This is a genomic window from Actinomadura sp. WAC 06369 (assembly GCF_003947565.1).
GTDB lineage: Bacteria > Actinomycetota > Actinomycetes > Streptosporangiales > Streptosporangiaceae > Spirillospora > Spirillospora rifamycini.
Window position 1 is genome coordinate 1 of sequence record NZ_QHJN01000130.1, and the last position, 23,525, is coordinate 23,525.

At 73.2% G+C, this 23,525-nt stretch carries 20 protein-coding genes; 13 read left to right on the plus strand and 7 right to left on the minus strand.

All coding sequences use genetic code 11. The features are described 5' to 3' along the window. The coding region (locus DMH08_RS28625; RefSeq protein ID WP_125618931.1) for an MFS transporter at positions 1-870 on the plus strand (870 nt) is incomplete at its 5' end. Here the strand turns inward: DMH08_RS28625 and DMH08_RS28630 are convergent. Next, positions 867-2,189: an adenosylmethionine--8-amino-7-oxononanoate transaminase gene (locus DMH08_RS28630; RefSeq protein ID WP_026403985.1), complete on the minus strand. Its 1,323-nt coding sequence runs from the start codon at positions 2,187-2,189 to the stop codon at positions 867-869. The genes DMH08_RS28625 and DMH08_RS28630 overlap by 4 nt on opposite strands. Beyond that, positions 2,186-3,766, minus strand: coding sequence for a CCA tRNA nucleotidyltransferase (locus DMH08_RS28635; protein WP_125618933.1), 1,581 nt, complete (start codon positions 3,764-3,766; stop codon positions 2,186-2,188). Before DMH08_RS28635 ends, DMH08_RS28630 begins: the two co-directional genes overlap by 4 nt. 403 nt (positions 3,767-4,169) lie before the next feature. Here DMH08_RS28635 and DMH08_RS28640 point away from each other — a divergent pair, with 403 nt between their 5' ends. From DMH08_RS28640 to DMH08_RS28665, 6 genes are all read left to right on the plus strand, one after another. Continuing rightward, a complete protein-coding gene (locus DMH08_RS28640) occupies positions 4,170-4,772 on the plus strand; it encodes an aminoacyl-tRNA deacylase (RefSeq protein ID WP_064743692.1) in 603 nt (200 codons plus the stop codon). Between the two features lie 185 nt (positions 4,773-4,957). Then, on the plus strand, positions 4,958-7,351 hold the full coding sequence (locus DMH08_RS28645) for a DUF6049 family protein (protein WP_125618935.1): 2,394 nt from the start codon (positions 4,958-4,960) through the stop codon (positions 7,349-7,351). Positions 7,352-8,054: 703 nt separating this feature from the next. Further along, positions 8,055-9,950 (plus strand): murein biosynthesis integral membrane protein MurJ, encoded by a 1,896-nt coding sequence (gene murJ / locus DMH08_RS28650; RefSeq protein ID WP_233617867.1) that lies wholly within the window; start codon positions 8,055-8,057, stop codon positions 9,948-9,950. Positions 9,951-10,156: 206 nt separating this feature from the next. Then, positions 10,157-11,809: a protein kinase family protein gene (locus tag DMH08_RS28655; protein WP_125618937.1), complete on the plus strand. Its 1,653-nt coding sequence runs from the start codon at positions 10,157-10,159 to the stop codon at positions 11,807-11,809. Between the two features lie 177 nt (positions 11,810-11,986). Continuing rightward, entirely contained in the window at positions 11,987-12,610 is a 624-nt protein-coding gene (gene sigM / locus DMH08_RS28660; RefSeq protein ID WP_026403987.1) for an RNA polymerase sigma factor SigM, read from the plus strand. After that, positions 12,607-13,398: an anti-sigma factor family protein gene (locus DMH08_RS28665; protein WP_125618939.1), complete on the plus strand. Its 792-nt coding sequence runs from the start codon at positions 12,607-12,609 to the stop codon at positions 13,396-13,398. Before sigM ends, DMH08_RS28665 begins: the two co-directional genes overlap by 4 nt. Before the next feature lie 97 nt (positions 13,399-13,495). On the opposite strand, the gene DMH08_RS28670 is transcribed toward DMH08_RS28665, so the two are convergent. Then, positions 13,496-14,068 (minus strand): dienelactone hydrolase family protein, encoded by a 573-nt coding sequence (locus DMH08_RS28670; protein WP_026403989.1) that lies wholly within the window; start codon positions 14,066-14,068, stop codon positions 13,496-13,498. Positions 14,069-14,193: 125 nt separating this feature from the next. On the opposite strand from DMH08_RS28670, the gene trxB reads away from it, so the two are divergent. The 3 genes from trxB to DMH08_RS28685 all read left to right on the plus strand — a co-directional run bounded on the left by trxB (position 14,194) and on the right by DMH08_RS28685 (position 16,255). Next, the gene (trxB, locus tag DMH08_RS28675) at positions 14,194-15,144 is read left to right on the plus strand and encodes a thioredoxin-disulfide reductase (protein WP_125618940.1); all 951 of its coding nucleotides are present in this window, start codon (positions 14,194-14,196) and stop codon (positions 15,142-15,144) included. A gap of 83 nt (positions 15,145-15,227) precedes the next feature. Continuing rightward, positions 15,228-15,554 carry a thioredoxin gene (gene trxA / locus DMH08_RS28680; RefSeq protein WP_026403991.1) on the plus strand — a complete coding sequence of 109 codons (327 nt, stop codon included), beginning with the start codon at positions 15,228-15,230 and terminating at the stop codon, positions 15,552-15,554. A 95-nt stretch (positions 15,555-15,649) separates the two neighbouring features. Continuing rightward, the gene (locus DMH08_RS28685; protein ID WP_125618942.1) at positions 15,650-16,255 is read left to right on the plus strand and encodes a hypothetical protein; all 606 of its coding nucleotides are present in this window, start codon (positions 15,650-15,652) and stop codon (positions 16,253-16,255) included. Here the strand turns inward: DMH08_RS28685 and DMH08_RS28690 are convergent. After that, positions 16,252-16,869, minus strand: coding sequence for a hypothetical protein (locus DMH08_RS28690; protein ID WP_026403993.1), 618 nt, complete (start codon positions 16,867-16,869; stop codon positions 16,252-16,254). The two genes, DMH08_RS28685 and DMH08_RS28690, sit on opposite strands and share 4 nt — an antisense overlap. A 256-nt stretch (positions 16,870-17,125) precedes the next feature. Between DMH08_RS28690 and DMH08_RS28695 the strand changes: the two genes are divergently transcribed. Next, positions 17,126-18,352, plus strand: coding sequence for an aminotransferase-like domain-containing protein (locus DMH08_RS28695; protein WP_084550719.1), 1,227 nt, complete (start codon positions 17,126-17,128; stop codon positions 18,350-18,352). 10 nt (positions 18,353-18,362) lie between these two features. Further along, positions 18,363-19,304, plus strand: a complete 942-nt coding sequence (locus DMH08_RS28700; protein ID WP_125618944.1) for a D-alanine--D-alanine ligase family protein — start codon at positions 18,363-18,365, stop codon at positions 19,302-19,304. Between the two features lie 515 nt (positions 19,305-19,819). Here DMH08_RS28700 and DMH08_RS28705 read toward each other — a convergent pair. From DMH08_RS28705 to rsmG, 3 genes are all read right to left on the minus strand, one after another. Continuing rightward, positions 19,820-20,812: a ParB/RepB/Spo0J family partition protein gene (locus tag DMH08_RS28705; protein WP_026403996.1), complete on the minus strand. Its 993-nt coding sequence runs from the start codon at positions 20,810-20,812 to the stop codon at positions 19,820-19,822. Continuing rightward, positions 20,809-21,687, minus strand: coding sequence for a ParA family protein (locus DMH08_RS28710; protein ID WP_026403997.1), 879 nt, complete (start codon positions 21,685-21,687; stop codon positions 20,809-20,811). Before DMH08_RS28710 ends, DMH08_RS28705 begins: the two co-directional genes overlap by 4 nt. Positions 21,688-21,893: 206 nt before the next feature. Beyond that, positions 21,894-22,565 (minus strand): 16S rRNA (guanine(527)-N(7))-methyltransferase RsmG, encoded by a 672-nt coding sequence (gene rsmG, locus DMH08_RS28715; protein ID WP_169528857.1) that lies wholly within the window; start codon positions 22,563-22,565, stop codon positions 21,894-21,896. Between the two features lie 167 nt (positions 22,566-22,732). Between rsmG and DMH08_RS28720 the strand changes: the two genes are divergently transcribed. Further along, entirely contained in the window at positions 22,733-23,245 is a 513-nt protein-coding gene (locus tag DMH08_RS28720; RefSeq protein WP_034519541.1) for a DUF6458 family protein, read from the plus strand. The last annotated feature ends 280 nt before the right edge of the window (positions 23,246-23,525 follow it).

Genomic DNA, 23,525 nt, shown 5'->3' on the forward strand with positions numbered 1-23,525 from the left:
GCGCCCACCCCGCCGCCGACGAACGCGTTCTCGGTGACGTCCGGGACGGTGGTCGCGTTCGTCGGCGGCGGGGTGGGCGCCCTGCTGCGGTGGGCGTTCGGGGCGGGTCACACCGGGACGGCGGCGATCCTGGCGGCGTCCGCGGGGCTGTACGTGCTGGCCGGGGCGGTCGCGACGGGGTTCCCGCGCGGGCGGCTGGGGCCGCCGGCCGTGGAGCGGTCGTCGGCGCGGCAGGCGGTCGGGGGCGTGCTGGACGGGCTGGGGGACGGCGCGCGGCACCTCGCGCGGCGCCCGCAGGCGGCGCTCGCGCTCGGCGCGATCTCGTTCCACCGGTTCCTGTACGGCGTGGTTCTGATCATGACGCTGCTGCTGTGCCGGTACCACTTCACCGACGACGCGGACGCGGGCATGGCGCTGTTCACGCTCGTGCTGGGCGCGTCCGGCGCCGGGTTCTTCGTCGGGGCGGTGCTCACCCCGCCGGCGGTGCGGCGGCTCGGGAAGGACGCGTGGACGTCCGGGCTGCTCGCCGCGGGCGCGGTGGGGCTGTTCGTGCTGTGCCTGCCGTTCGACGAGCGGGCGTGGACGGCGGGCGCGTTCGTCCTCGGGGTGGTGTCGCAGGGCGTGAAGCTGTGCGTGGACGCGACGCTGCAGGAGACGGTCGACGACCGGTTCCGGGGCCGGGTGTTCGCGGTCTACGACATGCTGTTCAACGCCGTGTTCGCGCTGGCGGCGGCGGTCGCGGCGACGCTGCTGCCCGCGGACGGGCGGGCGCCGCTCGCGCTCGCGCTGGTGATCGTCGCGTACGGGGCCGGGACGGTGGTGTACCGGGCGACGGCGGCGCGCGCGCCCGAGCGGGCCGCGGTCGGCTAGTCCTCGCCGAAGGATTCGGCGATGGCGCGGAGGGCGGCGGCGATGTGCGTCGTCTCGTCCGGTGTGCACACGTACGGGGGCATCGTGTAGACGAGCCGGCCGAACGGGCGGAGCCACACCCCGTACGACATCGCGATCTCCTGGACGGTCGCGGCATCGACGGGGTCGTCGGCTTCGACGACGCCGATGGCGCCGAGGACGCGGACGTCCGCGACGCCCGGGAGTTCGCCGGCGCCGTCGAGTTCGCTGGTGAGGATCGCCTCGATGGTGTCGACCTCGTCGCGCCAGTCGCGCGCCTGGAGCAGGTCGATGGACGCGGACGCGACGGCGGCGGCGAGGGGGTTCGCCATGAAGGTGGGCCCGTGCATGAGGGCGCCCGCCGTGCCGGACGTGATGCCGTGCGCGACGCGGTCGGTGCAGAGGGTCGCGGCCATCGTCATGTAGCCGCCGGTGAGGGCCTTGCCGAGGCACATGATGTCGGGGGCGATCTCGGCGTGGTCGCAGCCCCACAGTTCGCCGGTGCGGCCGAAACCGGTGGCGATCTCGTCCAGGATGAGCAGGATGCCGTGCTCGTCGGCGATGTCGCGGAGGGCGCGCAGGTACTCGGGCGCGTAGAAGCGCATGCCGCCCGCGCCCTGCACGACGGGTTCGACGATGATGCCCGCGAGTTCGCCGGCGTGCTCGCGGGCGAGCCGGGCGAGTTCGTCCAGGTAGCCCTGGTCGGGTTCGGCGGTGTAGCCGAGCGGGGGCGGCGGCGCGAACACGTGCCGGGCGAGGACGTCACCGAACAGGTGGTGCATGCCGTTGACGGGGTCGCAGACGGCCATGTCGCCGAACGTGTCGCCGTGGTAGCCGCCGCGGACGGTCAGCAGGCGGTGCCGTTCGGGCCGGTCCTGCGACCGCCAGTACTGCAGCGCCATCTTGATCGCGACCTCGACGCCGACGGAGCCGGAGTCGGCGAAGAACACCTTGGTCAGCGGTTCGGGGGTGAGCTCGACGAGCCGTTCGGCGAGCTTGACGGCGGGCGGGTGGGTGAGCCCGCCGAACATGACGTGGGCCATCTTGCCGAGCTGCCGGGTGACGGCGGCGTCCAGGTCGGGGTGCCGGTACCCGTGCACGGCCGCCCACCACGACGACATGCCGTCGATCAGCTCGGTGCCGTCGGCGAGGGTCAGCCGCACCCCGGACGCGGACACGACGGGCAGGGCCGGGACGGACGCGGGCATCGGCGCGTACGGGTGCCAGATGTGCTCGCGGTCGAAGTCGACGATCCGCTGGGCCTCGTGCGGGCTCATCCGCCCGAGCTGCAGGGAGATCACGCGTCCTCCGTCCCGTCGGCGGGCGCGGCGCCGTCCTGGACGACGCCTTCCGCGCGGGCCCAGCGGAGCAGTTCGTCCGCCGCGGCCTCCTTGCCGATGACGCCGCGGTCGAGCCGCAGGTCGAGGAGGAACTTGTAGGCGCGGCCGACGAGCGGGCCGGGCGTGATGCCGAGGAGCTCCTGGATCTCGTTGCCGTCGAGTTCCGGGCGGATCGCGGCGAGCTCCTCCTCCTGCTCGAGCCGCGCGATGCGCGCTTCGAGGTCGTCGTAGGTGCGGCGGAGGCGGTCGGCCTTGCGCCGGTTGCGGGTGGTGCAGTCGGCGCGGGTGAGCTTGTGCAGCCGGGACAGCAGGGGCCCCGCGTCGCGGACGTACCGGCGGACGGCCGAGTCGGTCCACTCGCCGGTGCCGTAGCCGTGGAACCGCAGGTGCAGCTCGACGAGGCGGGACACGTCGGCGATGACGTCCTTCGGGTAGCGCAGCGCGGTCAGCCGCTTGCGGGTCATCTTCGCGCCGACGACCTCGTGGTGGTGGAACGACACGCGGCCGCCGGACTCGAACCGGCGGGTCTTCGGCTTGCCGATGTCGTGCAGCAGCGCGGCGAGCCGGAGCACGAGGTCGGGCCCGTCCTCCTCCTGGGCGATGGCCTGCTCCAGGACGATCAGCGAGTGCTCGTAGACGTCCTTGTGCCGGTGGTGCTCGTCGATCTCCAGGCGCAGCTTCGGCAGTTCGGGCAGGACGTGCGCGGCGAGGCCGGTGTCGACGAGCAGCGCCAGGCCCTCCCGCGGGTGCCGGCCGCAGACCAGCTTCGACAGCTCGTCGCGGACCCGCTCGGCGGAGACGATCTCGATCCGCCCGGCCATGTCGGTCATCGCGCGGACGACGTCGGGCGCGACGGTGAAGCCGAGCTGCGAGGCGAACCGGGCGGCGCGCAGCATCCGCAGCGGGTCGTCGTTGAAGGAGTCCTCGGGCCGGCCCGGCGTGCGCATCACCTCGCGCCGCAGGTCGGTGAGGCCGCCGAACGGGTCGACGAACTCGTGCCCGGGCAGCCGCGCCGCCATCGCGTTCACGGCGAAGTCGCGGCGCCGCAGGTCCTCGTGCAGGGACGTGCCGTAGGACACCTCGGGCTTGCGGGACTTCGGGTCGTAGGACTCGCTGCGGTACGTCGTGATCTCGAGCTCGACGCCGTTCTTGCGGAGCCCGACGGTGCCGAACTCGATGCCGATCGTCCAGACGGCGTCCGCCCAGCCGTCGATGATCTCCAGGATGCGCGGCGGCGGCGCGTCGGTGGTGAGGTCGACGTCCTTGGTGGGGCGGCGCAGCAGCGCGTCCCGGACGGGCCCGCCGACGAGGGCCAGCTCGTGTCCGGCGGCCGCGAAGCGCTCGCCGAGCTCGTCGGCGACGGGGGCGATCCGGCGCAGCAGCTCGGCGATCGCGGTGCGCTGCGCCGGCGATGCTCCCGGTGACGCGTCCGGCGTCCCGTTCCGGCCGGACGTCCCGGGTGCGGCGTTCGCGTCGTCGTTCGGCAACCGGGACTCCGGGCTCGCGTCTGGGTTGGGCACCTGATTGGGCACGGCCATCGAGCGTATTTCCTTGGTTGACGGGCTGACAAAGGACTTTCGGCGGTCCACGGGGACGCGCGCGGGAGCCCTTGCGGGACGCGGCCGGAGGAAGAAGGACGCGGGCCCTTCACATGGCGCGATCTCCGGGTTACGTTCTGGACATGCCCCGATGACGCCGACGCGACCGCCGGTGAGCCTCCCGCACGACAACGGTAGCGGGACACCGCAGGCCCCCGGTCCGCCGCAGGTGCGGCAGCGCGCGTGAGGGCGGCGCATCGAACGGGTCCGGCGTGCCGCGCCGCGCGGATGAAGTCCGACGCGTCGGGTATGCCCCGATTTTCGGCACACAGTGCGAAGCATGGGGACACCGGGTGACCGGTTTCGGGTGAGGCGGGGTCCGCCCCGCGGGATGGAGCCGAACATGTTGGACGCTCTCGCCATCCACCGCGCGCTGCTCGCATGGGAGACCGTGCACGAGATCGTACGGCTGCCCATCGCGATCGGCGGTGCCGACGAACTGCCGCGGGCCCTCGGCCTGCCCGCGGGCCGCTGCCTCGCGACGCGCGTCCTGAGCTGCGACGGGCACCGCGGCACCGGCCGCTTCCTCACCGGGGCGATCGTCCCCGCCGGGGACCGGCCGCCCGCCGAGGCCGTCCGGCGCGCCGTCGGCGCGCGGCACGCGCGTCCCGCCCGTCCGGACGTCATCAACGCGGCCACCGAGTACGCCGCCGACCTCGTCTGCCCGCTGCTGCTGCCCGACACGATGCGGCTGCTGATCGACCGCCGGCTCGTCGACGCGCTGCCGCCCGACGACGTCGTCTACACGCCGACCGGGGAGGCGTCCACGGCGCTCGGCATCCGGGCCCGGTCCCTGTACGAGCTGTGCGGCGCCGAACCGGCCGACCTGTTCGGCGCCGGGCTGCGCGCGGAGCACGTCCGGCAGGAGGTCCCCGCCGGATCGCTCCGGCACATCGGGCAGCAGGGCGAGCCCAACGCGCCCGGCCCGCGCCACCCCGTCGCCTGACGGACGCCCGCGCGGCTTCCGGCCCGGTATCGACGGGATTTCGGCACTCGCGCGGGAAGGAGGTCTGACGCCCCCGGCGCGCGGACTAACATCGGGGCCGTGGTGCGGGAAATCGATGCCCGCCGCCCCGCGGCGTCCCCGATGGCGGACGGCCCTTGAGCGGACGGCCCTGGAGCGGATACGGCGTGCGAACGATCAGACGCGCGGCCGCGGCGGCCGCCCTGCTGCCCTGCCTCCTGTGGGCGGCGAACCCCGCGCTGGCCGGAACGCCCGCGGCTGCCCCCGGCGCGGCGACCGTCCGCACGGGCACGGCCGCGGGGCCGCTGCAGCCCGAAACGCCCATGTCCGCGCGCGCGCAGGTCGGCATCGCCCTCACGGAGATCGGCCCCAAGACCGTCCGCGGCAACTCGAAGGTCAAGCTCAAGGGCCTCGTCCGCAACCGGACGGACGCCGCCCTCGACGGCGTCAGCGTGCGGCTGCGGTTCGGCAACCGGCCGATCATCAGCCGCAGCGCGCTGGAGGAGTACAGCGAGACCCCCGCGTACCGGCTCCCCTACTACGGGCCGGCCCAGCGGCTGCGGTCCGCCGCCGAACCCGGCGTGAAGTACGCCTGGGAGCTCGAGACCACCGCCGAGGCGCTGCGGCTCCCGCCCACCGGGACGCCCGGCGTCTACCCGGTGGGCGTCGAGGTGCTGAACGCGGCCGGGGCCCCCGTCGGGGGCCTCACCACGTTCATCACCTACATGCCGGACGACACGAACTTCAAGCCCGTCGCGCTCGGCTGGGTGTGGCCGCTGGCCGACGAGCAGCACCGCACGAACGACGCGACGTTCCTCGACGACGGGCTCCGCGAGGGCCTCGCCCCCGAAGGCCGGCTGTCGCAGCTCGTCAACGCCGCCGAGGCGACCGACACGCCGATCACGTGGGCCGTCGACCCCGCGCTCCTCGACGACGTCAAGACCATGGCGTCCGGCGAGTACACGGTCCAGCCGCCGGGAGCGGACAAGGGGCAGCGCAAGCCGCAGAGCCGGGAGGCCGACGCGTGGCTGAAGGCGCTCGCCGCGACCGCCAAGGACGACCCGTACTTCACGCTGCCCTACGCCGACCCCGACCTGGTCGCGCTCGTCCGACACAAGATGCCGCAGCAGGTGCGGGCCGCGTTCGCGCCGCAGAACCTCCAGATCGCCACCGAGGTCCTCGGCCGCGCCCCGGACGCGCGCATCGCGTGGCCGACGGGCGGCTCGGTCGGGCACGACACGGCCGACTGGCTGGCGAAGAACGTCCTCGGCGACGGCGGCGCGTTCCTGCTCAGCAGCCGGCACTTCCAGGCCCCGGCGCAGGGCTCCCCGAACGCGGCCACCACCTTCGAGACCGGCCACGGCGCCAAGCCGACCCTGCTCTACGACGAGAAGCTCAGCGACATCGTCAGCGACAGCGGCGACACGATCGGGTCGTCCCTGCTCACCGAGCAGCGGTTCCTCGCCGAGACCGCGATGATCGCCGCGGAGGCGCCGGCCCTGCAGCGGACCGTCGTCGTCGCGCCCGACCGGCGCTGGGACCCGGTCCCCGGCCTCGCCCAGCGGCTCCTGGAGTACACCAAGAACGCCGACTGGCTGACGGAGACCCCGCTCAGCGACATCGAGGACACCGCCCCGCAGCCCCGCACCTGGAACAACTACCCGGACCACTACGAGCGGTACGAACTCGGCGAGAGCTACCTCAAGCGGGTGTGGACGATCGGCCGCCGCGCCGAGTCGTTCCACTCGGTGATGATCGAGCCGTACCGGCTCTCCTACGAGAAGGCCATGCTGCGGATCGTGTCGTCGGCGTGGCGGGCCGACTCCGAGGACGCCAAGGCGGCCCGTGTCGCCCTGGCGGACCGGCTCGACCGCGACATGGGCCGTGTGCAGTTCCTCACCCCCGAGAGCAAGCGGATCAACATGACCGGCAGCACCGGGACGCTGCCGGTGTCGATCGAGAACACGCTGCCCGGCCAGGCGGTCCGGGTCCGGCTCGTCATCGCCTCGCAGAGCACCGCCAAGCTCCAGCTCGGCGCGCTCGAACCCGAGGCGCAGATCATCGAGCTGCAGCCGGGGGAGCGGGTCACCCGGTGGGTGCCGGCGGAGGCGCGCGGCAACGGCATCTTCCGGATGGACCTGCAGATGGTGAACCCGAGTACCGGCCGCCCGTTCGGGGAGGGCGAGACCGTGATCGTGCACGCCACCGGATACGGGCAGATCGCACTGCTCATCACCGGCGGCGGACTTGCCGTACTCTTCGTGGGCGTCGGAGTGCGGGCCATCAGAGCAAGGCGCCGCCGGAAAGCGGAGGCAGCCGGTGACGGGTCGACGGGAATGGGACCAGGAGCGACCGGAGGACCGGGGGGAGTCCCCGGCCCCGGGTTCGCCGGACCCGGCCTACCCGACCCCGAGCTCTCAGGGGCCGCCCCCTGGGACGCCGACGGGGCGGGGGCCGAGCCCGGCGCAGGGGCGCCCGCAGGACCCGGCGGACCCGACCCGGGGATATCCCGGTCAGGCGCCACCCGCGCCGACCCCGGGGCAGGCGACACCGCCCGCTGACCCGTACACGCCCCGCCACGGACGTCCGCCCGCAGGGCGGGGCCGTCCCGGGCCGGCGCCGTCCGGACCGCCCGGGCAGGACCAGTGGAACCGGCCGCAGCCGCAGCAGCCGCAGGCCCGGCCCGGCGGCGCCCCGCAGGGGCAGGGTCAGTGGGACCGGCCGCAGGGCGGCCCGCAGGCACCGCACCCGGGGCACGGCGCCGCCCAGGCGCCTCCCGGTGGGGGAGCGCCCGGCCAGGGGCAGTGGGACCGGCCGCAGGCACCGCAGGCCGGCCCCGGCGGTCCGCCGCCGCCCGGACGCGCGCCGCAGTACGGCCACGGCCCCGCCGACGGCCGTCCGAGCCAGACCGACCCGCGCCGCGCCCAGCACGGCCCCGCCGGCGGGCAAGGGCAGGGGCAGGGACAAGGGCAGGGGCAGGGCCAGTGGGACCGGCCGCAGGCGCCCCGGCCGCCGCAGCCGCCGCAGGGCCCCGCCGGGGGACGTCCCGGGCAGGGGCGCTCGGACACCGCGCAGTTCGGACGCGGGCCCGCGGGCGGCCCTCCCGCCCACAGGCACCCGGGGCAGGGCGCGCAGCACCCGCCCGGCCAGGGCCGCTCACACACGGCGCAGTTCGGCGTCCCGCAGCCCGCCCCCGGATACGGGCAGGGCAGCCCCGGCGAGCAGGGCCCCGGACAGGGCGGCGGCCAAGGCGGCGGACAGGGGATGCCCGGACGTCCGGGCCCCGGGCACCCGGGGCACCCGGGGCATCCGGGGCAGGGCGGGCCTCCCGGCCACGACGCGTTCGGACGTCCGGCCCCGCAGGGCGCCCCCCGCTCGCCGGGCGTCCCGCCGCCCGCCGTGGCGGACGAGACGGCCGTCGACATGCCCGCCCCCGGCGGGACCGCCCCGGCGGAGACCATGGTCGACGGCATCCCGGTCGTCCCTCCGGACGGCGGGGGCGCCGCGGACGGCGGCGGCTCGTCGGGCGGCTCGTCCGGCGGGATCCTTAAGTCCGGCGCGATCATGGCGGTGGGCACGCTCGCGTCCCGGGTGACCGGGTTCCTGCGGACGGCCGTCATCGTCGCGGCGCTCGGCACGGGACTGCTGGCGAACGCCTACAACACCGCCAACACGATCCCGAACCAGATCTACGACCTGCTGCTCGGCGGCATCCTGACGAGCATCGTCGTCCCGCTGCTGGTGCGCGCCAAGGAGCGCGACCGGACGTACGGGGAGCGGTACGAGCAGCGCGTGTTCACGCTCGCGGTGCTCGGCCTGGGCGCCCTGACGCTGGTGTCGGTGCTGTTCGCGCCGGTGTTCATCGACATCCTCGGCAGCAGCTTCACCGGCGACCAGCGCGACGTCGCGATCCTGTTCGCGCGGTTCTTCCTGCCGCAGATCTTCTTCTACGGCATCGGGGCGTTCGCGGGCGCGATCCTGAACTCGCGCGGCAGCTTCGGCGCGCCGATGTGGGCGCCCGTCCTGAACAACCTGGTCGTCATCGCGGTCGGCGGCGCGTTCCTGGCGATCACCGCCGGGCCGGTCGACCCGGGCTCGATCTCCGACGAGATGCTGCTCCTGCTGTCGGCCGGCACCACCGGCGGCATCGTCCTGCAGACGCTGGCGCTGTGGCCGTCGCTGCGCAAGGTCGGCTTCCGCTGGCGCCCCCGGCTGGACTTCCAGAAGGGGGAGATCGGCGAGGTCGCGCGGATGGCGGGCTGGACGCTGCTGTACGTCGCGCTGACGCAGAGCGCGCTCGTCGTCATCACGCGGCTCACGAACATGGCCGGGAACAACGCCGTGGAGGCGGGCCTCGGCGAGGGCTACGGGTACACGCCGTACTTCAACGCCTACCAGCTGTTCCAGCTCCCGTACGCGATCGTCGGCGTGTCGGTGATCACGGCGCTGCTGCCGCGGATGAGCCGGTTCGCCGCGGAGGGCAAGGTCGCGGACGTGCGCGCCGCGTTCTCCGGCGGCCTGCGCCTCTCCTCGGTGATCATCATGCCGGCGGCGGCGCTGATGCTGGTGCTCGGCCCGGAGATCACGACGGTGCTGTTCGCGCACGGCAACGCCACGTCCGACGACGCGCTCGTCATCGCGCGGATCATGCAGATGTTCGCGATCGCGCTCGTGCCGTTCTCCACCTACCAGCTGATGCTGCGGGTGTTCTACGCGCACGGCGACACGCGGACGCCCGCCCTGATCGGGTTCGTCACCGTCGGCTGCAACATCGCGCTCGCCGTCACCGCCTACGCCGTCCTGGACGTCAAATGGGTCGTCGTCGGCATCGCCGCGGGCCTCGGCATCGCGAACGCCGCCGGCGCGGTGACGTCCTGGCTGGTGCTGCGCCGCATGCTCGGCGGGATGGACGGGCGGCGCATCGTCGGCGGGCACCTGAAGCTGCTCGCGGCCGTCGTCCCGCTCGCCGGGTTCGCGTACGCGACGCACCTCGCCGTGGACGCCCTGATCGGCGTCGACTCGATGCCCGCGGCGCTGCTCACGCTGGTCGTGGGGTCCGCCGGCGGCGGGGCGCTCTACCTGGTGGCCGCGAAGCTGCTGCGGGTCGAGGAGGTGCAGACGATGGTCTCCACGTTCGCCCGGCGTATCCCGGGACGCTGACCGTCCGGTGACTACCGGACGGCGGTAAAGCGCGGCAAAGTACACGGGACGCGCGCCGATAAGGCGGCCGCCCGGGCGGTTAGCCACTACCATGTGGGGGACTACGGCTTGCGGGGCGACACCCTGGGGAACGCAAAGAGGAGGGTCGGAGGCGTAAGCTGCCACGCCACGGACATGGGATCTGACCACCTGCGCAGGACGTTGCCTTGAGCACGTCGATGATCGAGCCCGGTAATCGTCTCGCCGGTCGCTACCGGCTTGAGAAGCGCATCAAGGACTCTGGCGGCTCCACCCTGTGGAAGGCCGTCGACGAGATCCTCGCGCGGGCCGTCGCGGTCCGCACCTTCGACCCCGAGTTCCCCCGGATCGCCGAGGTCGTCACGTCCGCCCGGTCCGCCAGCCGGCTCACCGACCCCCGCCTCACCCAGGTGTTCGACGCCGACGACAGCGGCGAGAGCGCCTACGTGGTCAGCGAGTGGGTCGTCGGGGAGACGCTGGAGGGCATGCTCGCCAAGGCGCCGCTGGAGCCCGGCCGCGCCGCGACCCTGCTGTACGAGGCGTCCGAGGCGATGGCCGCCGCGCACGCCGCCGGCCTGTCGCACCTGTGCCTCGCGCCCGGCGACCTCGTCTGGACGACCGGCGGCACCGTGAAGCTGCTCGGCATCGCCACCGACGCCGTCCTGCGCGACCGCACCAGCGCCGACCCGGCCGCCGAGGACGTCCGCGGGCTCGGCCGGCTGCTGTACGCGGCGCTCACCGCGCACTGGCCCGGCGGCCCCGACGCGCCCGGCGCGTCCACCGTGCTGCCCGCCGCGCCCGCGACGGACGGCGTCCCGCATCCGCCGCGGCAGGTCCAGGCGGGGATCTCGCACGCGGTCGACGCGATCGTGTGCCGCTGCCTCGGCATCGAGCAGGGCGCGCCCGGCGGCGAGCCGATCGCCACGCCCGCGGAGCTGACGAAGGCGCTGCGCGGCGTCCCGCGCACCCCGCTGCCGCTGTTCGCCGGGCTCGGCTCCACCCAGCCGCCGCCGCGCCGGCCCGCCGCGAAGCCGGCCCCGCCGCCGCACCACACCCACCAGCCGAACCGCGCCGACCACGGGCACCGCGCGGCGCCCCCGCCGCCGCCGCGGCGCCCCCCGTCCCCGGACGCGACCGCGCAGATCCCGCAGCGCGCCGCCCGGCACGACGCCGCGCAGCCGACGCGGCCCGCGCGGCACGCGCCGTCCGGCCACCGCGCGCCCGGCGACCCCGCCGCCCGCAAGCCCGCCAACCGCGCGCTGATGGGCATCGCCGCGGCCGCCCTCACCGTCATCGTCGGCGTCGGCGCCTGGGCGCTGACCAGCGGCGGCGACGACACGAACGGCGACCCGAACGGCGGCGTCACCGACCCGGCGCAGCAGACGAACAGCGCCGCGCCGTCCCCCAGCGCGCTGCGTCCGCAGGGCATCGAGGCGGCCGAGAAGCCGATCGGCAACCACCCCGACGCCACGATCCGCAAGAACAAGGAAACGCTGATCGACGGCAGCCCGTCCGGCGGGTGGGAGACCCAGACCTACGCCGACACCGGTTTCGGCAGGCTCACCGAGGGCCTGGGCGTCACGCTCGACATGGGCAAGCCCGTCAACGTCGCGAGCGTCAAGGTCGCCTGCCCCGTCTCCGGCGGAACCCTCCAGGTCAAGGTCGGCGACAGCGCGTCCCCCGAGGCGATGAAGCCCATCGGGCAGCAGCCCTGCAACAAGGGCGAACTGACGTTCACCGCGAACCCGGCGGCCACCGGCCAGTACGTCCTCGCCTGGTTCACCGAACTCCCCGGGACGCTGAAGGGGCGCCTCGGCGAGGTAACCGTCTACGGCAATTGATCCCGGACGCCGCCCCCCGGCCGTTGGTGATCTCCGGGTGGGCGAAGTCTCTGACCTGTGACGGGAAGTCGCCGTTGTCTGTATCGTGCCTCTGAGCAGATTGTCCCCCTCCCCCCAGGATTCCGTGGTGTCTTCCCCAGCAGGCGCGGCCGGTCGCGGACGAGAAGGCGGTCGCTCATGGCGTCGGTGAGCATGCGCCCCGTCGACGAGGTTCCCGACAAGGAGCTGCTGGCCCGGCACGCGCAAGGGGACCCGCACGCCTTCTCCGTCCTCGTGCAGCGGCACCGGGACCGGATGTGGGCGGTCGCGCTGCGCACCGTCGGCGACCCGGAGGAGGCCGCCGACGCCCTGCAGGACGCCTGCCTGTCGGCGTTCCGCGCCGCCGGGCGGTTCCGCGGCGACGCCGCCGTCACCACCTGGCTGCACCGCATCGTGGTGAACGCGTGCCTCGACCGGATCCGCCGCAAGTCCGTCCGGCCCGCCACCCCGATGGGGGACGACGCCACGTTCGACGCCGTCGCGCCGAAGATGCCCGACCCGACCGACGCGCACGGCGTCTCCCTGGACGTCCGCACCGCGCTGCTCCAGCTGCCGTTCGAGCAGCGGGCCGCGCTCGTCCTCGTCGACATGATGGGGTATTCGGTCGATGACGCGGCGCGCGTCCTCGACGTCCCACCTGGAACGATCAAGAGCCGGTGCGCCCGCGGGCGGGCCCGGCTCGCGCCGCTCCTTCGCCACCACCGGAACCGACGGGACCCGAAAAACGTCGGAGGTGTGGAAGGAGGTGGCATGCCCAAGTGAACCCCGCACATGTGGACTACGAGGTCCTCGCCGACCTGGCCGAGGGACTGCTCGAAGACGATCAAGCCGCCTCCGTCAACGCGCACCTGGAAACCTGCGCCGACTGCCGGGACCGATCCGCCGACCTCGCGGACGTCTCCCGGATCCTGGCGGAGGCACCCGTCCCCTCCATGCCCGCCGAGCTGGCTGAGCGCATCGACACCGCCCTTGCGGAGGAGTCGCTGAACAACGCCACCGTGGTGAGCCTGGAGCAGCGGCGCGGTAGGCGGCATTGGCGGATCCTGTCGGCGGCGGCCGCGACGGTCGTCGTGCTCGGTGGCGCCGGGTTGGTCGGCGGCATCACCCTGGACGAGATGAACGGCGACCACGGCCAGGCGTCCACGCCCGCCCACGACCCGGCGGACGCGTCCGGCGAGGAGGGCGCGTCGGGTGCCCCGCCGCCCGGGCAGGGTTCGTCGCCGGGCTCGCAGATCATGGGTGGATCCGCGTTCTCCGTCGTGCACAGCGGCACCGGCTACCGCGCGGGCACGCTGACCGCGCAGGTCGACGGCCTCGCCGGCCGCGCCGGGAAGCTCCCGGCCGCGCCGCCCGGCGGCCGGCTGGCCGACTGCGTCCAGGGCGTCACCGGGGGACGTGCGCCCGACCTGGTCGACCAGGCCGAGTACGAGGGCCGGCAGGCCACCGTGATAGCGCTGCGCGGTGAAGGGACAGGGGGGTGGAACATCTGGGTCGTCGGCCCGGAATGTTCTGCCCGGAACCAGCACCTCCTCAAGCGGGTCGGCGGCTGACCCGCCTTCCCACGGACGGACGAAAGCCCCCGGGTGGCGCCACCCGGGGGCTTTCGTCCGTCCGGTCGGAGTTCCGTCCGGTCGGAGTTCCGTCCGGTCAGAGCGACGCGACGAAGTCGAGCGCGATCGTCCACGCCCGTTCGGCGGCCTCCGCGTCATGGTCGGGCAGGTCGGGATCGGTGAACAGGTGCCCGGCGCCCGGGTAGCGGAAGATCTCCACGTCGGCGCCCGCCTTGCGCATCCGCAGGTACCAGGCGTTCAGCCAGTCGACGGGCTCGAACGTGTCCGGGTCGGCGACGTGGAGCTGCACCGGGATGTCGGTGGACGCGTCGTCCGGCAGGTCGGACGTGCCGTGCATGAGCAGCAGCCCGCCCGCCTTCCCGTCGGCGAGCGCGACGGTCTGCGCGATGGCCGCGCCCAGCGAGAACCCCGCGTAGACGAGCCCGCCCGGCTCCGTCAGCGGCGCCGCCGCCGCGACCGCCCGCCGCAGCAGCTCGTCCCGCCCGATCTCCTCGTTGATCTCCCGTCCCTCGTCCATCGTCGCGGCGACACGCCCGCCGTACAGGTCGGGGACATGGACCTCGTGCCCGGCGGCGCGCAGGCGGTCCGCCGCGCCGTGCACCGCCGGTCGGAGACCGTAGATGGAGTGGAAGAGGAGAATGCGTGCCATGGGCCACAGCCTACGGCCGGTGGGGGACGCCGCCTGCGGGAATCACCACGGCCTAGGATCGGTTGACGCGACTGGCGGGCCGGGTCAGTGCGGCACCGAGCGCGAACGAGGAGAGGCAAAGAACAGTGAGCGACGTCCGTAACGTCATCATCATCGGCTCCGGCCCCGCGGGCTACACGGCCGCCGTCTACGCGGCCCGCGGCGACCTGAAGCCGCTCGTCTTCGAGGGGTCGGTCACCGCCGGCGGCGCGCTGATGAACACCACCGACGTGGAGAACTTCCCCGGGTTCCCGGACGGGATCATGGGGCCGGACCTGATGGACAACCTGCGCAAGCAGGCCGAGCGGTTCGGTGCCGAGCTCATCGCCGACGACGTCACCGAGGTCGACCTCAACGCCGACCCGAAGATCGTCAAGGTCGGCGACGACGTGTACCGCGCGCGCGCCGTCATCGTCGCGACCGGCTCCGGCTACCGCGAGCTGGGCCTGCCCGACGAGCAGCGGCTCTCCGGCCGCGGCGTCTCCTGGTGCGCCACCTGCGACGGCTTCTTCTTCCGCGAGCAGGACATCGCCGTCGTCGGCGGCGGTGACACCGCGATGGAGGAGGCGATCTTCCTGACCAAGTTCGCCCGCACCGTCACCGTCGTCCACCGCCGGGACGAGCTCCGCGCGTCCAAGATCATGCAGGACCGGGCGTTCGCCAACGACAAGATCAAGTTTCGATGGGACAGCGAGGTCACCGCGATCCACGGCGACGACCGCGTGCAGGGCGTGACCCTGCGCAACGTCAAAACCGGCGAAGAGGACCGCCTCGACATCACCGGCCTGTTCATCGCGATCGGGCACGACCCGCGCAGCGAACTGTTCGCCGGGCAGCTGGAGACCGACCCCGACGGCTACCTGCTAGTCGACGCGCCCACCACCAGGACGAAGGTCCCCGGCGTGTTCGCGTGCGGCGACGTCGTCGACCACATCTACCGCCAGGCCGTCACCGCCGCCGGCAGCGGCTGCTCCGCCGCCATCGACGCCGAGCGCTGGCTGCAGGACCGCGACGCCGAGGCCGCCCAGCAGTCCTGATCCGCCCGACGTCGGCCCGCCCGCACGAACCCGGGCCGGACGACCGTCCGTCCGGCCCGCCCCGCGACCACGAAGGAGACACCATGAAAGCCGTGACCGACGCCGACTTCGAGACCGAGGTCCTGCAGAGCGACAAGCCCGTCCTCGTCGACTTCTGGGCCGAGTGGTGCGGCCCGTGCAAGATGGTCGCGCCGATCCTCGAGGAGATCGCCGCCGAGCACGGCGACAGCATCGAGATCGTCAAGATGAACGTCGACGAGAATCCGAAGGTGCCGGCGGAGTACGGCGTCATGCAGATCCCGACGATGAACGTCTACCAGGGCGGCGAGGTCGTCAAGCAGATCATGGGCGCCAAGCCCAAGGCATCGCTCGTCCGCGACCTGGCGGAGTTCCTCGGCGCCAAGTCCTGAACGTCCGCAGGGCGACGGTCCGGTCGCCGATCCCACCGCTCCGGCGGTAGGGTCGGCGACCGATTCGTTTCCGCGGCCCGTGGAGGTATCCCACCGTGCCCCTGCCCGAAGACCTGGACGACCCGAAACTCCTGTGGACGCGCGCGTCGGTGCTGGCCGTCGGTGCCGCCGCCGACGTCGTCCCCGCCGGGACGACCGTCGACGACGACGGCGTCCGCGCCGCCGGACCGGACGGCTGGTGCAGGGTCACGCTGGCCCCGGACGGCGAAGCCGTCCTCAGCGGCGGCGAGAGTGACGGCGAGGGCGACGGCGAGGGCGCGCCCGCGCTCGACGGGCTCCCCGAACGGCTCGACTGGGACGGCCTCCGCGACGGCGCCGGATACGTCTGCTGGTACACCGGCGGCGCCTGGCACGGGCCCGGCGGCGTCGACGCGCCCGCGGGCGTCCTCACCGACGACGACGCGACGATCGGCGAACTGGCCGACGACACGAACGGTCGGCGCGCCGTCGCGGACGTCCTCGCCAAGGCCCGCGAGAACACCCTCCGCCCCGCCGACGTCACCGCGATGCTCGGCGTCCTCGACCCGGACGTCGGCGCCGACGCCGCACGGACGCGCGCCGCGCTCGACGCGGCCGTCCGGACCGGGCTCCTCGCCGGCACGAAGCCCCCGCTCCTCGGCGAGGCCCTCAGAAGCCGTTAAACCGGACGAAGTACGCCTTCCGGGCCCATGGAGCCGAGGAGCCGTTCCAGCGCCACCTCGACGTCCTCACGCCACGACAGGGCCGACTTCAGCTCCAGCCGCAGCCTCGGGTACCGGTGGTGCGGCCGGACCGTCTTGAACCCCACCGACAACAGGTAGTCGGCCGGGACCATGCAGCCGCCGTCCTCGCCCTTCAGGTCGCCGAACGCCTCGATCGCCTTCACCGCCCGGCGCGTCAGGTCCTTCGCGACGCCCTGCACCAGCATCCGGCCGAGCCCGCCGCCCGCGAACTCCGGCAGGATGTGCGCCGTCATCAGCAGGACGGCGTCCGCGCTCACCGGGCTCGTCGGGAACGCCACCGACCGCGGCACGTACAGCGGCGGCGCGAACAGGACGAAACCCGCCGGGACGTCGTCCACGTAAGCGATCTTGCCGCAGCTGCCCCACTCCAGCAGCGTCGAGGAGACCCACGCCTCCTTCTCCAGCCCGGCGTCGCCGCTCTCCAGCGCCCGCTCCCGGGCCACCGGATCCAGCTCCCAGAAGACGCACCCCCGGCAGCGCAGCGGCAGATCATCCAGGTTGTCGAGCGTGATGTTGACGAGACGGCGCGACACGGCACCCCCCAGCCTGCGTTCCGCGGAGAACCCCGGGCAACCTTCAGGGGTTCCCGGGCATCGTATCGAAGAGGGAACTACCCGCGATCATGCGCCGCGCCACCTTCCCGCGGGGTTCGGCGTCGCACCCCGCGGCCGATGCCGTAAGTTCGCCTGCAAGCCAGCCACACCACGGGAGGACCACGTGGACCAGCATCCGCGCACGGACGTCTATACCGACCGCTACGCCGACCGCTACGCCGCCCGCGCCGCCGGCATGGTCCCCTCCGAGATCCGCGCGCTGTTCGCCATGGTCGCCCGTCCCGAGATCGTCTCCCTCGCCGGCGGCGCCCCCTACGTCTCCGCGCTCCCCCTCGACGCCGTCGGCGGCATGATCGGCGACCTCGTCGCGGGCAAGGGCGCCGACGTCCTCCAGTACGGCTCCGCGCAGGGCGACGAACGGCTCCGCGAGCACATCTGCGAAGTCATGGCCCTCGAAGGCGTGCGCGGTTCCGCCGACGACGTCGTCGTCACCGTCGGCGCCCAGCAGGCCCTCGACCTCATCACCAAGATCTTCATCGACCCGGGCGACGTCGTCCTCGCCGAAGCCCCGTCCTACGTCGGCGCCCTCGGCACCTTCGCCGCCTACCAGGCCGACGTCGTGCACGTCCCGATGGACGACGGCGGCCTCGACCCCGCCGCGCTCCGCGAGACCCTCGCCCGCCTCGAACGCGAGAACCGCCGCGTCAAGTTCCTCTACACCGTCCCCACGTTCCAGAACCCCGCCGGCGTGACCCTCACCACCGCGCGCCGCGCCCAGATCCTCGAGATCTGCAACGAGCACGACGTCCTCATCGTCGAGGACAACCCCTACGGTCTCCTCCGCTTCGACGGCGACCCCGTCCGCGCCCTCCGCGCCGACGACGACCGCGTCATCTACCTCGGCTCGTTCTCCAAGACGATCGCGTCCGGCCTCCGCGTCGGCTGGGTCCTCGCGCCCCACGCCGTCCGCACCAAACTCGTCCTCGCCGCCGAGTCCGCGATCCTGTGCCCGTCGAACTTCTCGCAACTCGCCGTCCGCGAGTACCTCGCGACCCAGCCGTGGCGCGAGCAGATCAAGGACTTCCGCGAGCTCTACCGCGAGCGCCGCGACGCGATGCTCGACGCGCTCGCCCAGCAGATGCCCGACGGCTGCACCTGGACCCGTCCCGAGGGCGGCTTCTTCGTGTGGCTCACCCTCCCCGAGGGACTCGACTCGAAGGCGATGTCCCCCCGCGCGATCGCCGAACGCGTCGCGTACGTCCCCGGCACCGGCTTCTACGCGGACGGCACCGGGCAGCGGCACCTGCGCCTCTCGTACTGCTTCCCCGAACCCGACCGCATCCGCGAGGGCGTCCGCCGCCTCGCCGGGGTGATCGAACAGGAGCTCAGGATGCGGGACACTTTCGGGGAAACCGCCGCCACCGGCACCGGTGTCCACACCCCGGGGCCGGGCATCGTCTAGAAGGGCTCCCGTGGAACTCGGTCACGTCGTCGTCCTCGCCGGAGGGCTCTCCTACGAGCGCGAGGTCTCCCTCCGCTCCGGCCGCCGCGTCGCGGAGGCCCTCCGGTCCCGGGGCGTCCCCGTCGAACTGCGCGACGCCGACGCCGCCCTCCTCGACTCGCTGACCGACCATCCGCCCGACGCCGTCTTCCCCGTCCTGCACGGCGCCGCCGGCGAGGACGGCTCCATCCGCGACGTCCTCGAACTCCTCGACGTCCCCTACGTCGGTGCGCGTCCCGACGCCTGCCGCGTCGCGTGGGACAAACCCACCGCGAAGGCCGTCGTCCGCCGCGCCGGACTCCGCACCCCCGACTCGGTCGCCCTGCCGAAGGAGGTCTTCCACGACCTCGGCGCGGCGTCCGTCCTCGACCGGATCGTGCACCGCCTCGGGCTTCCCCTGTTCGTCAAGCCCACTCGCGGCGGTTCCGCGCTCGGCGCGTCCGTCGTCCGGGAGGCGGCGCACCTTTCCGCCGCGATGGTCGGCTGCTTCGCCTACGGCGACGCCGCCCTCGTCGAACGCCACGTCTCCGGCACCGAGGTCGCCGTCAGCGTCATCGAGCGGGACGGCGTCCCCGAGGCCCTCCCGCCCGTCGAGATCGTCGCCCCGAACGGCCGCTACGACTACACCGCCCGCTACGACGCGGGCGAGACCGAGTTCGTCACCCCGGCCCGCGTCGCCCCCGAAGCCGCCGAACGCGCGACCGCCGCCGCCGTCACCGCCCACCGCGCCCTCGGCCTCCGCGACCTCTCCCGCACCGACCTCATCGTCGACGAGCGCGGCGACGTCCACTTCCTCGAAGTCAACGTCGCCCCCGGCATGACCGAGACGAGCCTCCTCCCCCGCGCCGTCTCCGCCGCCGACCTCGACCTCGGCTCGCTCTGCGAGGACCTCCTCCTCGCCCGCGTCCGCTGACGCGTGTTTCACGTGAAACATCGCCGCCCCGAACCCCCGCGCGGGCGTCCGTCCGCGTGAGGCGGGCGGCGGTTTCACGTGAAACACGCCCGCGCGCCCGTCCGGGTACGCCGATCGCCAGGGGCGATCGACCGCAGGGAACCCCTCAGTCGAACCACACGCGTCCGGCAAACCGCCCCGGTCACGGAACCCGCACACGGCGCCCGCGTCGCCCCCAGGGACACCGTGGCCCCGGCACCGCCCCACCACGGGTACCGCGTTCAAGGCGTCGCGAACTCCACCCCCGGCGACACCTTCACCGGCGCACCCAACACGGCCGCCCCTCCTCAACGGACAGCCGACCCACCCAGCGGGACGGACGCCGCACCCCCAGGCCCACGCGTGGTCACCCGGCAACCGTGCACGAGGGGCTCGCGGAAGGGGGAGGGTGTTTCACGTGAAACATCGCGGGCGGACGAGAAAGGGGCCGCCTGGTCGGCGGCCCCTGCGGGCGTCGATGTTTCACGTGAAACAGGTCAGGGGAACTGGGGGTCGCTCTCGTCGGGGGCCATCGACTTGATGATGCGGTCCAGGTCCTCGAGGGTGGCGAACTCGACGACGATCTTGCCCTTGCTCTTGCCCATGTCCACGCGGACGCGCGTGTCGTAGCGGTCGGAGAGGCGGTCCGCCAGTTCCTGGAGGCCGGGGGCGACGGGCGCCTTGCGGCGGGGCTGCCGGGTCGGCTCGTCGTCGATCTCCTGGAGTTTGATCATCTCGTCGAGGCTGTGGACGGAGATGCCCTCGGCGATGACCCGGGCCGCCATGCGCTCCTGCTTCTCCGGGGTGTCGAGCCGGAGGAGGAGGCGCGCGTGACCGGCGGACAGGAGGCCCGCGGCCACGCGGTTCTGGACCTTCGCGGGGAGGTTCAGGATCCGCAGCGTGTTGGTGATGTGCGGGCGCGAGCGGCCGATGCGCTCGGCGAGTTCCTCGTGGGTGGCGCCGAAGTCGTCCAGGAGTTGCTTGTAGGCGGCCGCCTCCTCCAGCGGGTTGAGCTGCTGGCGGTGGAGGTTCTCCATGAGCGCGTCGCGCAGGAGGTCGTCGTCGCTCGTGTCGCGGACGATCGCCGGGATGACGTCCAGTCCGGCCTTGCGGGTCGCGCGCAGGCGGCGCTCGCCCATGATGAGTTCGTAGTCGAACTTCTCGGTGACGCCGGTGGCCTTGTGGTAGACCTCCGTCGTCTTGCGGCGGACGACGATCGGCTGCAGGAGCCCGACGATGCCGATGGAGTCGGCGAGTTCCTGCAGGGCGTCCTCGTCGAAGTGGGTGCGCGGCTGCCGCGGGTTGACGGCGATCTGGTCGACCCGGAGTTCGGCGAAGTGGGCCCCGGCGACCGGGGCGGCGGCGCCGGCGCCGCTGGGGGCCGCGCCGTCGAGGGCGCCCGGTTCGACGGCCGGTTCCTCGGCGGGCGGCGGGGCGGTCGGGATGAGGGCGCCGAGGCCCTTCCCGAGACCGGGACGCGGGCGGCTCACTTCGCGGCTCCCGAGTGGGCCATCTCCGAGGCGGCCTCGTTGTAGGCGAGCGCGCCGCTGGAGCCGGGGTCGTAGGTCATGACGGACTGCCCGTAACTGGGCGCCTCGGAGACGCGGACGCTGCGGGGGATCACCGTGTTGAGGACGACGTCGCCGAAGTGGTTGCGGACGTCCTCGGCCACCTGGGCGGCGAGCCGGGTGCGGGCGTCGTACATGGTGAGCAGGATCGTCGAGACCTTCAATTTCGGGTTGAGGTGCGCCTTGACGAGGTCGACGGTGCGGATCAGCTGCCCGAGGCCCTCCAGCGCGTAGTACTCGCACTGGATCGGGATGAGCAGTTCGTCGCCGCCCACGAGCGCGTTGACGGTGAGGAGGCCGAGCGACGGCGGGCAGTCGATCAGCACGTAGTCGAACCGGTCGGTGTCGTACGACTCGAGCGCGCGGCGCAGGCGGGACTCGCGGGCGACCTTGGAGACGAGCTCGATCTCGGCGCCGGCGAGGTTGAGGGTCGCCGGGGCGCAGTACAGGTTCGGGATCTCCGGCGCCTTGACGACGATGTCCTCGAGGGCGGTGTCCTCGATCAGGACGTCGTAGATCGACGGGATGTCGGCGTGGTGGTCGATGCCGAGGGCCGTCGAGGCGTTGCCCTGCGGGTCGAGGTCGACCACGAGCACCTGCGCGCCGTGGATGGCGAGGGACGCGGCGAGGTTCACCGAACTGGTGGTCTTGCCGACGCCGCCCTTCTGGTTCGCGATCGTGACGACGCGGCAGTGGTCGGGCCGCGGCCACTCCTTGTCACTGCGGACCGGCCGCGACTTCAGCGCGGTCCCGGTTGTTTCACGTGAAACATTGGCGTCCTTGAGCGCCTCGCGCACGAGTTCTGACTCCCCCTGAGATTGTCCGTCGCGCGGTCCCGGCGGCTGAGCGCCGGAGTTCGTCGGCACATAGCCGACGTTCTCCGCGGTTCCGGATGTCGTGTTGCCCCACAGCGCGTGCCCGGACGGCGTGGTTGGCTGGTCGGCGGGGGATTCGTCGGCGGATTCGTCGGCGCGGTCAGGCCGGCCCAGTTCCGGTCCCATGCTCATGACGACCTCTTCCTCGACCTTCTGGCACGCCGGGGCGCGCGTTGTTGTCGCCCGACAACCCCGGCGACGACGCGGACGAGCGTTGTCGGCGGCTCGACCATACCGCGCCCGACTTGCAGCAGTTCGGCCGTAGGCACACCGAATCGCTGCAATACCGGTTGCGCCTCGTCGAGCTCGACGGCCGCGCGCTCGCCCTTCAGGGCGAGCAGTTCGCCGCCGGGCCGCAGCAGCGGCAGCGCCCACGTGGCGAGACGTTCCAGCGGTGCGACGGCCCGCGCGGTCGCGACGTCCACGGCGTAGTCGTCCGCGACGTCCTCCGCCCGCGCGCGGCGGACCTCGACGTTGCGCAGGCCGAGCATCTCGACGCACTCGTCCAGGAACGTGGTGCGGCGCAGCAGCGGTTCGAGGAGGGTGATGCGCAGGTCGGGCCGGACGATCGCCAGGACGATGCCCGGCAGTCCGGCGCCCGATCCGATGTCGACGACGTGAGCGCCCTCGGGAACCGCCTCGGACACCACCGCGCAATTGATCAGGTGACGCTCCCAGAGACGGTCCGCCTCCCGCGGTCCGATCAGGCCGCGCTCGACTCCGGCGTCCGCGAGGAACGCCGCATAGCGCTCCGCGACCGGCAGCGCATCACCGAAAACCTCACGTGCAATCCCCACCATCCGAATCGTTCCACAAAACCCTGTGGCTGCGTACACACGAAACGTCCTGGTGCGCGCACTCTTGACCCTGACCGTATGGCAAGAACCACATCACCCCTCCGCATAACCGGGACGGCACGGGTAGAGGCAGTCATGTCGCCCGCCAGCCCCCTGGAAGGAGCTCCGGTATGGGAATCGGAGTCAGTCTCGCTTTCATCGCCATCGGCGCCATCCTGGCGTTCGCGCTCCAGATCGACCTCAGCGGCGTGAACATCCACATGGTCGGATGGATCCTCATACTCGTCGGGGTGACCAGCATGCTGTTCACTCTCAAGTACACGCGCCCGCGGCGGGCCGCCGGCCGGATCACCGGTGCGGACCCCGCCTACGGCGACGAGCCGGGCACGGTCGTCCGCGAGGAGCACATCGTCCAGGACCCGCCGCCGCCCGGACGGCCCGCCGAGCGGGTCGAGCGGGTCGTCGAGCACTCGCGCGGCCAGGGCGCCACGCACGGGCCGAGCGAACTCGACCCGGCCGTCGCGCAGGACCCGGCCCATGCCCAGGACCCGGCGTACATGCAGTCCCCGCGCAAGCCGGAGCCCCCGGCGCCCGTCCAGGACCCCGTGGAGGAGCGGGTGGAGGGACCTGCCGCCGCGCCGCCGCCGGCGCGGCGCCGGTTCACCCGGACGCGGCGCCCCTGAGGGCCGCCCCGAACCACTCGGTGTGCTGCGGGCGGCGGTGCACACCGAGTTCAGGGGGCCCCGCGTGCTTGGTCGGGGCGCGGGGCCCCTTCCCTCGTCCGGACGCCCGCCAGACCGGCGTCCGGAAAGCGGAACGGCCCCGGTGACCGCTGTCGTGGGTTCTAGTGATCCCCGCAACACCCTGATCTTCAGGGAGTTGCGGGGATCATGGATTTTGAGGACCTGAAGGCAAGGTTCTTCGAGGCGCTGGACCGGGAGAACGGCAGTATCTCGGGGGCTG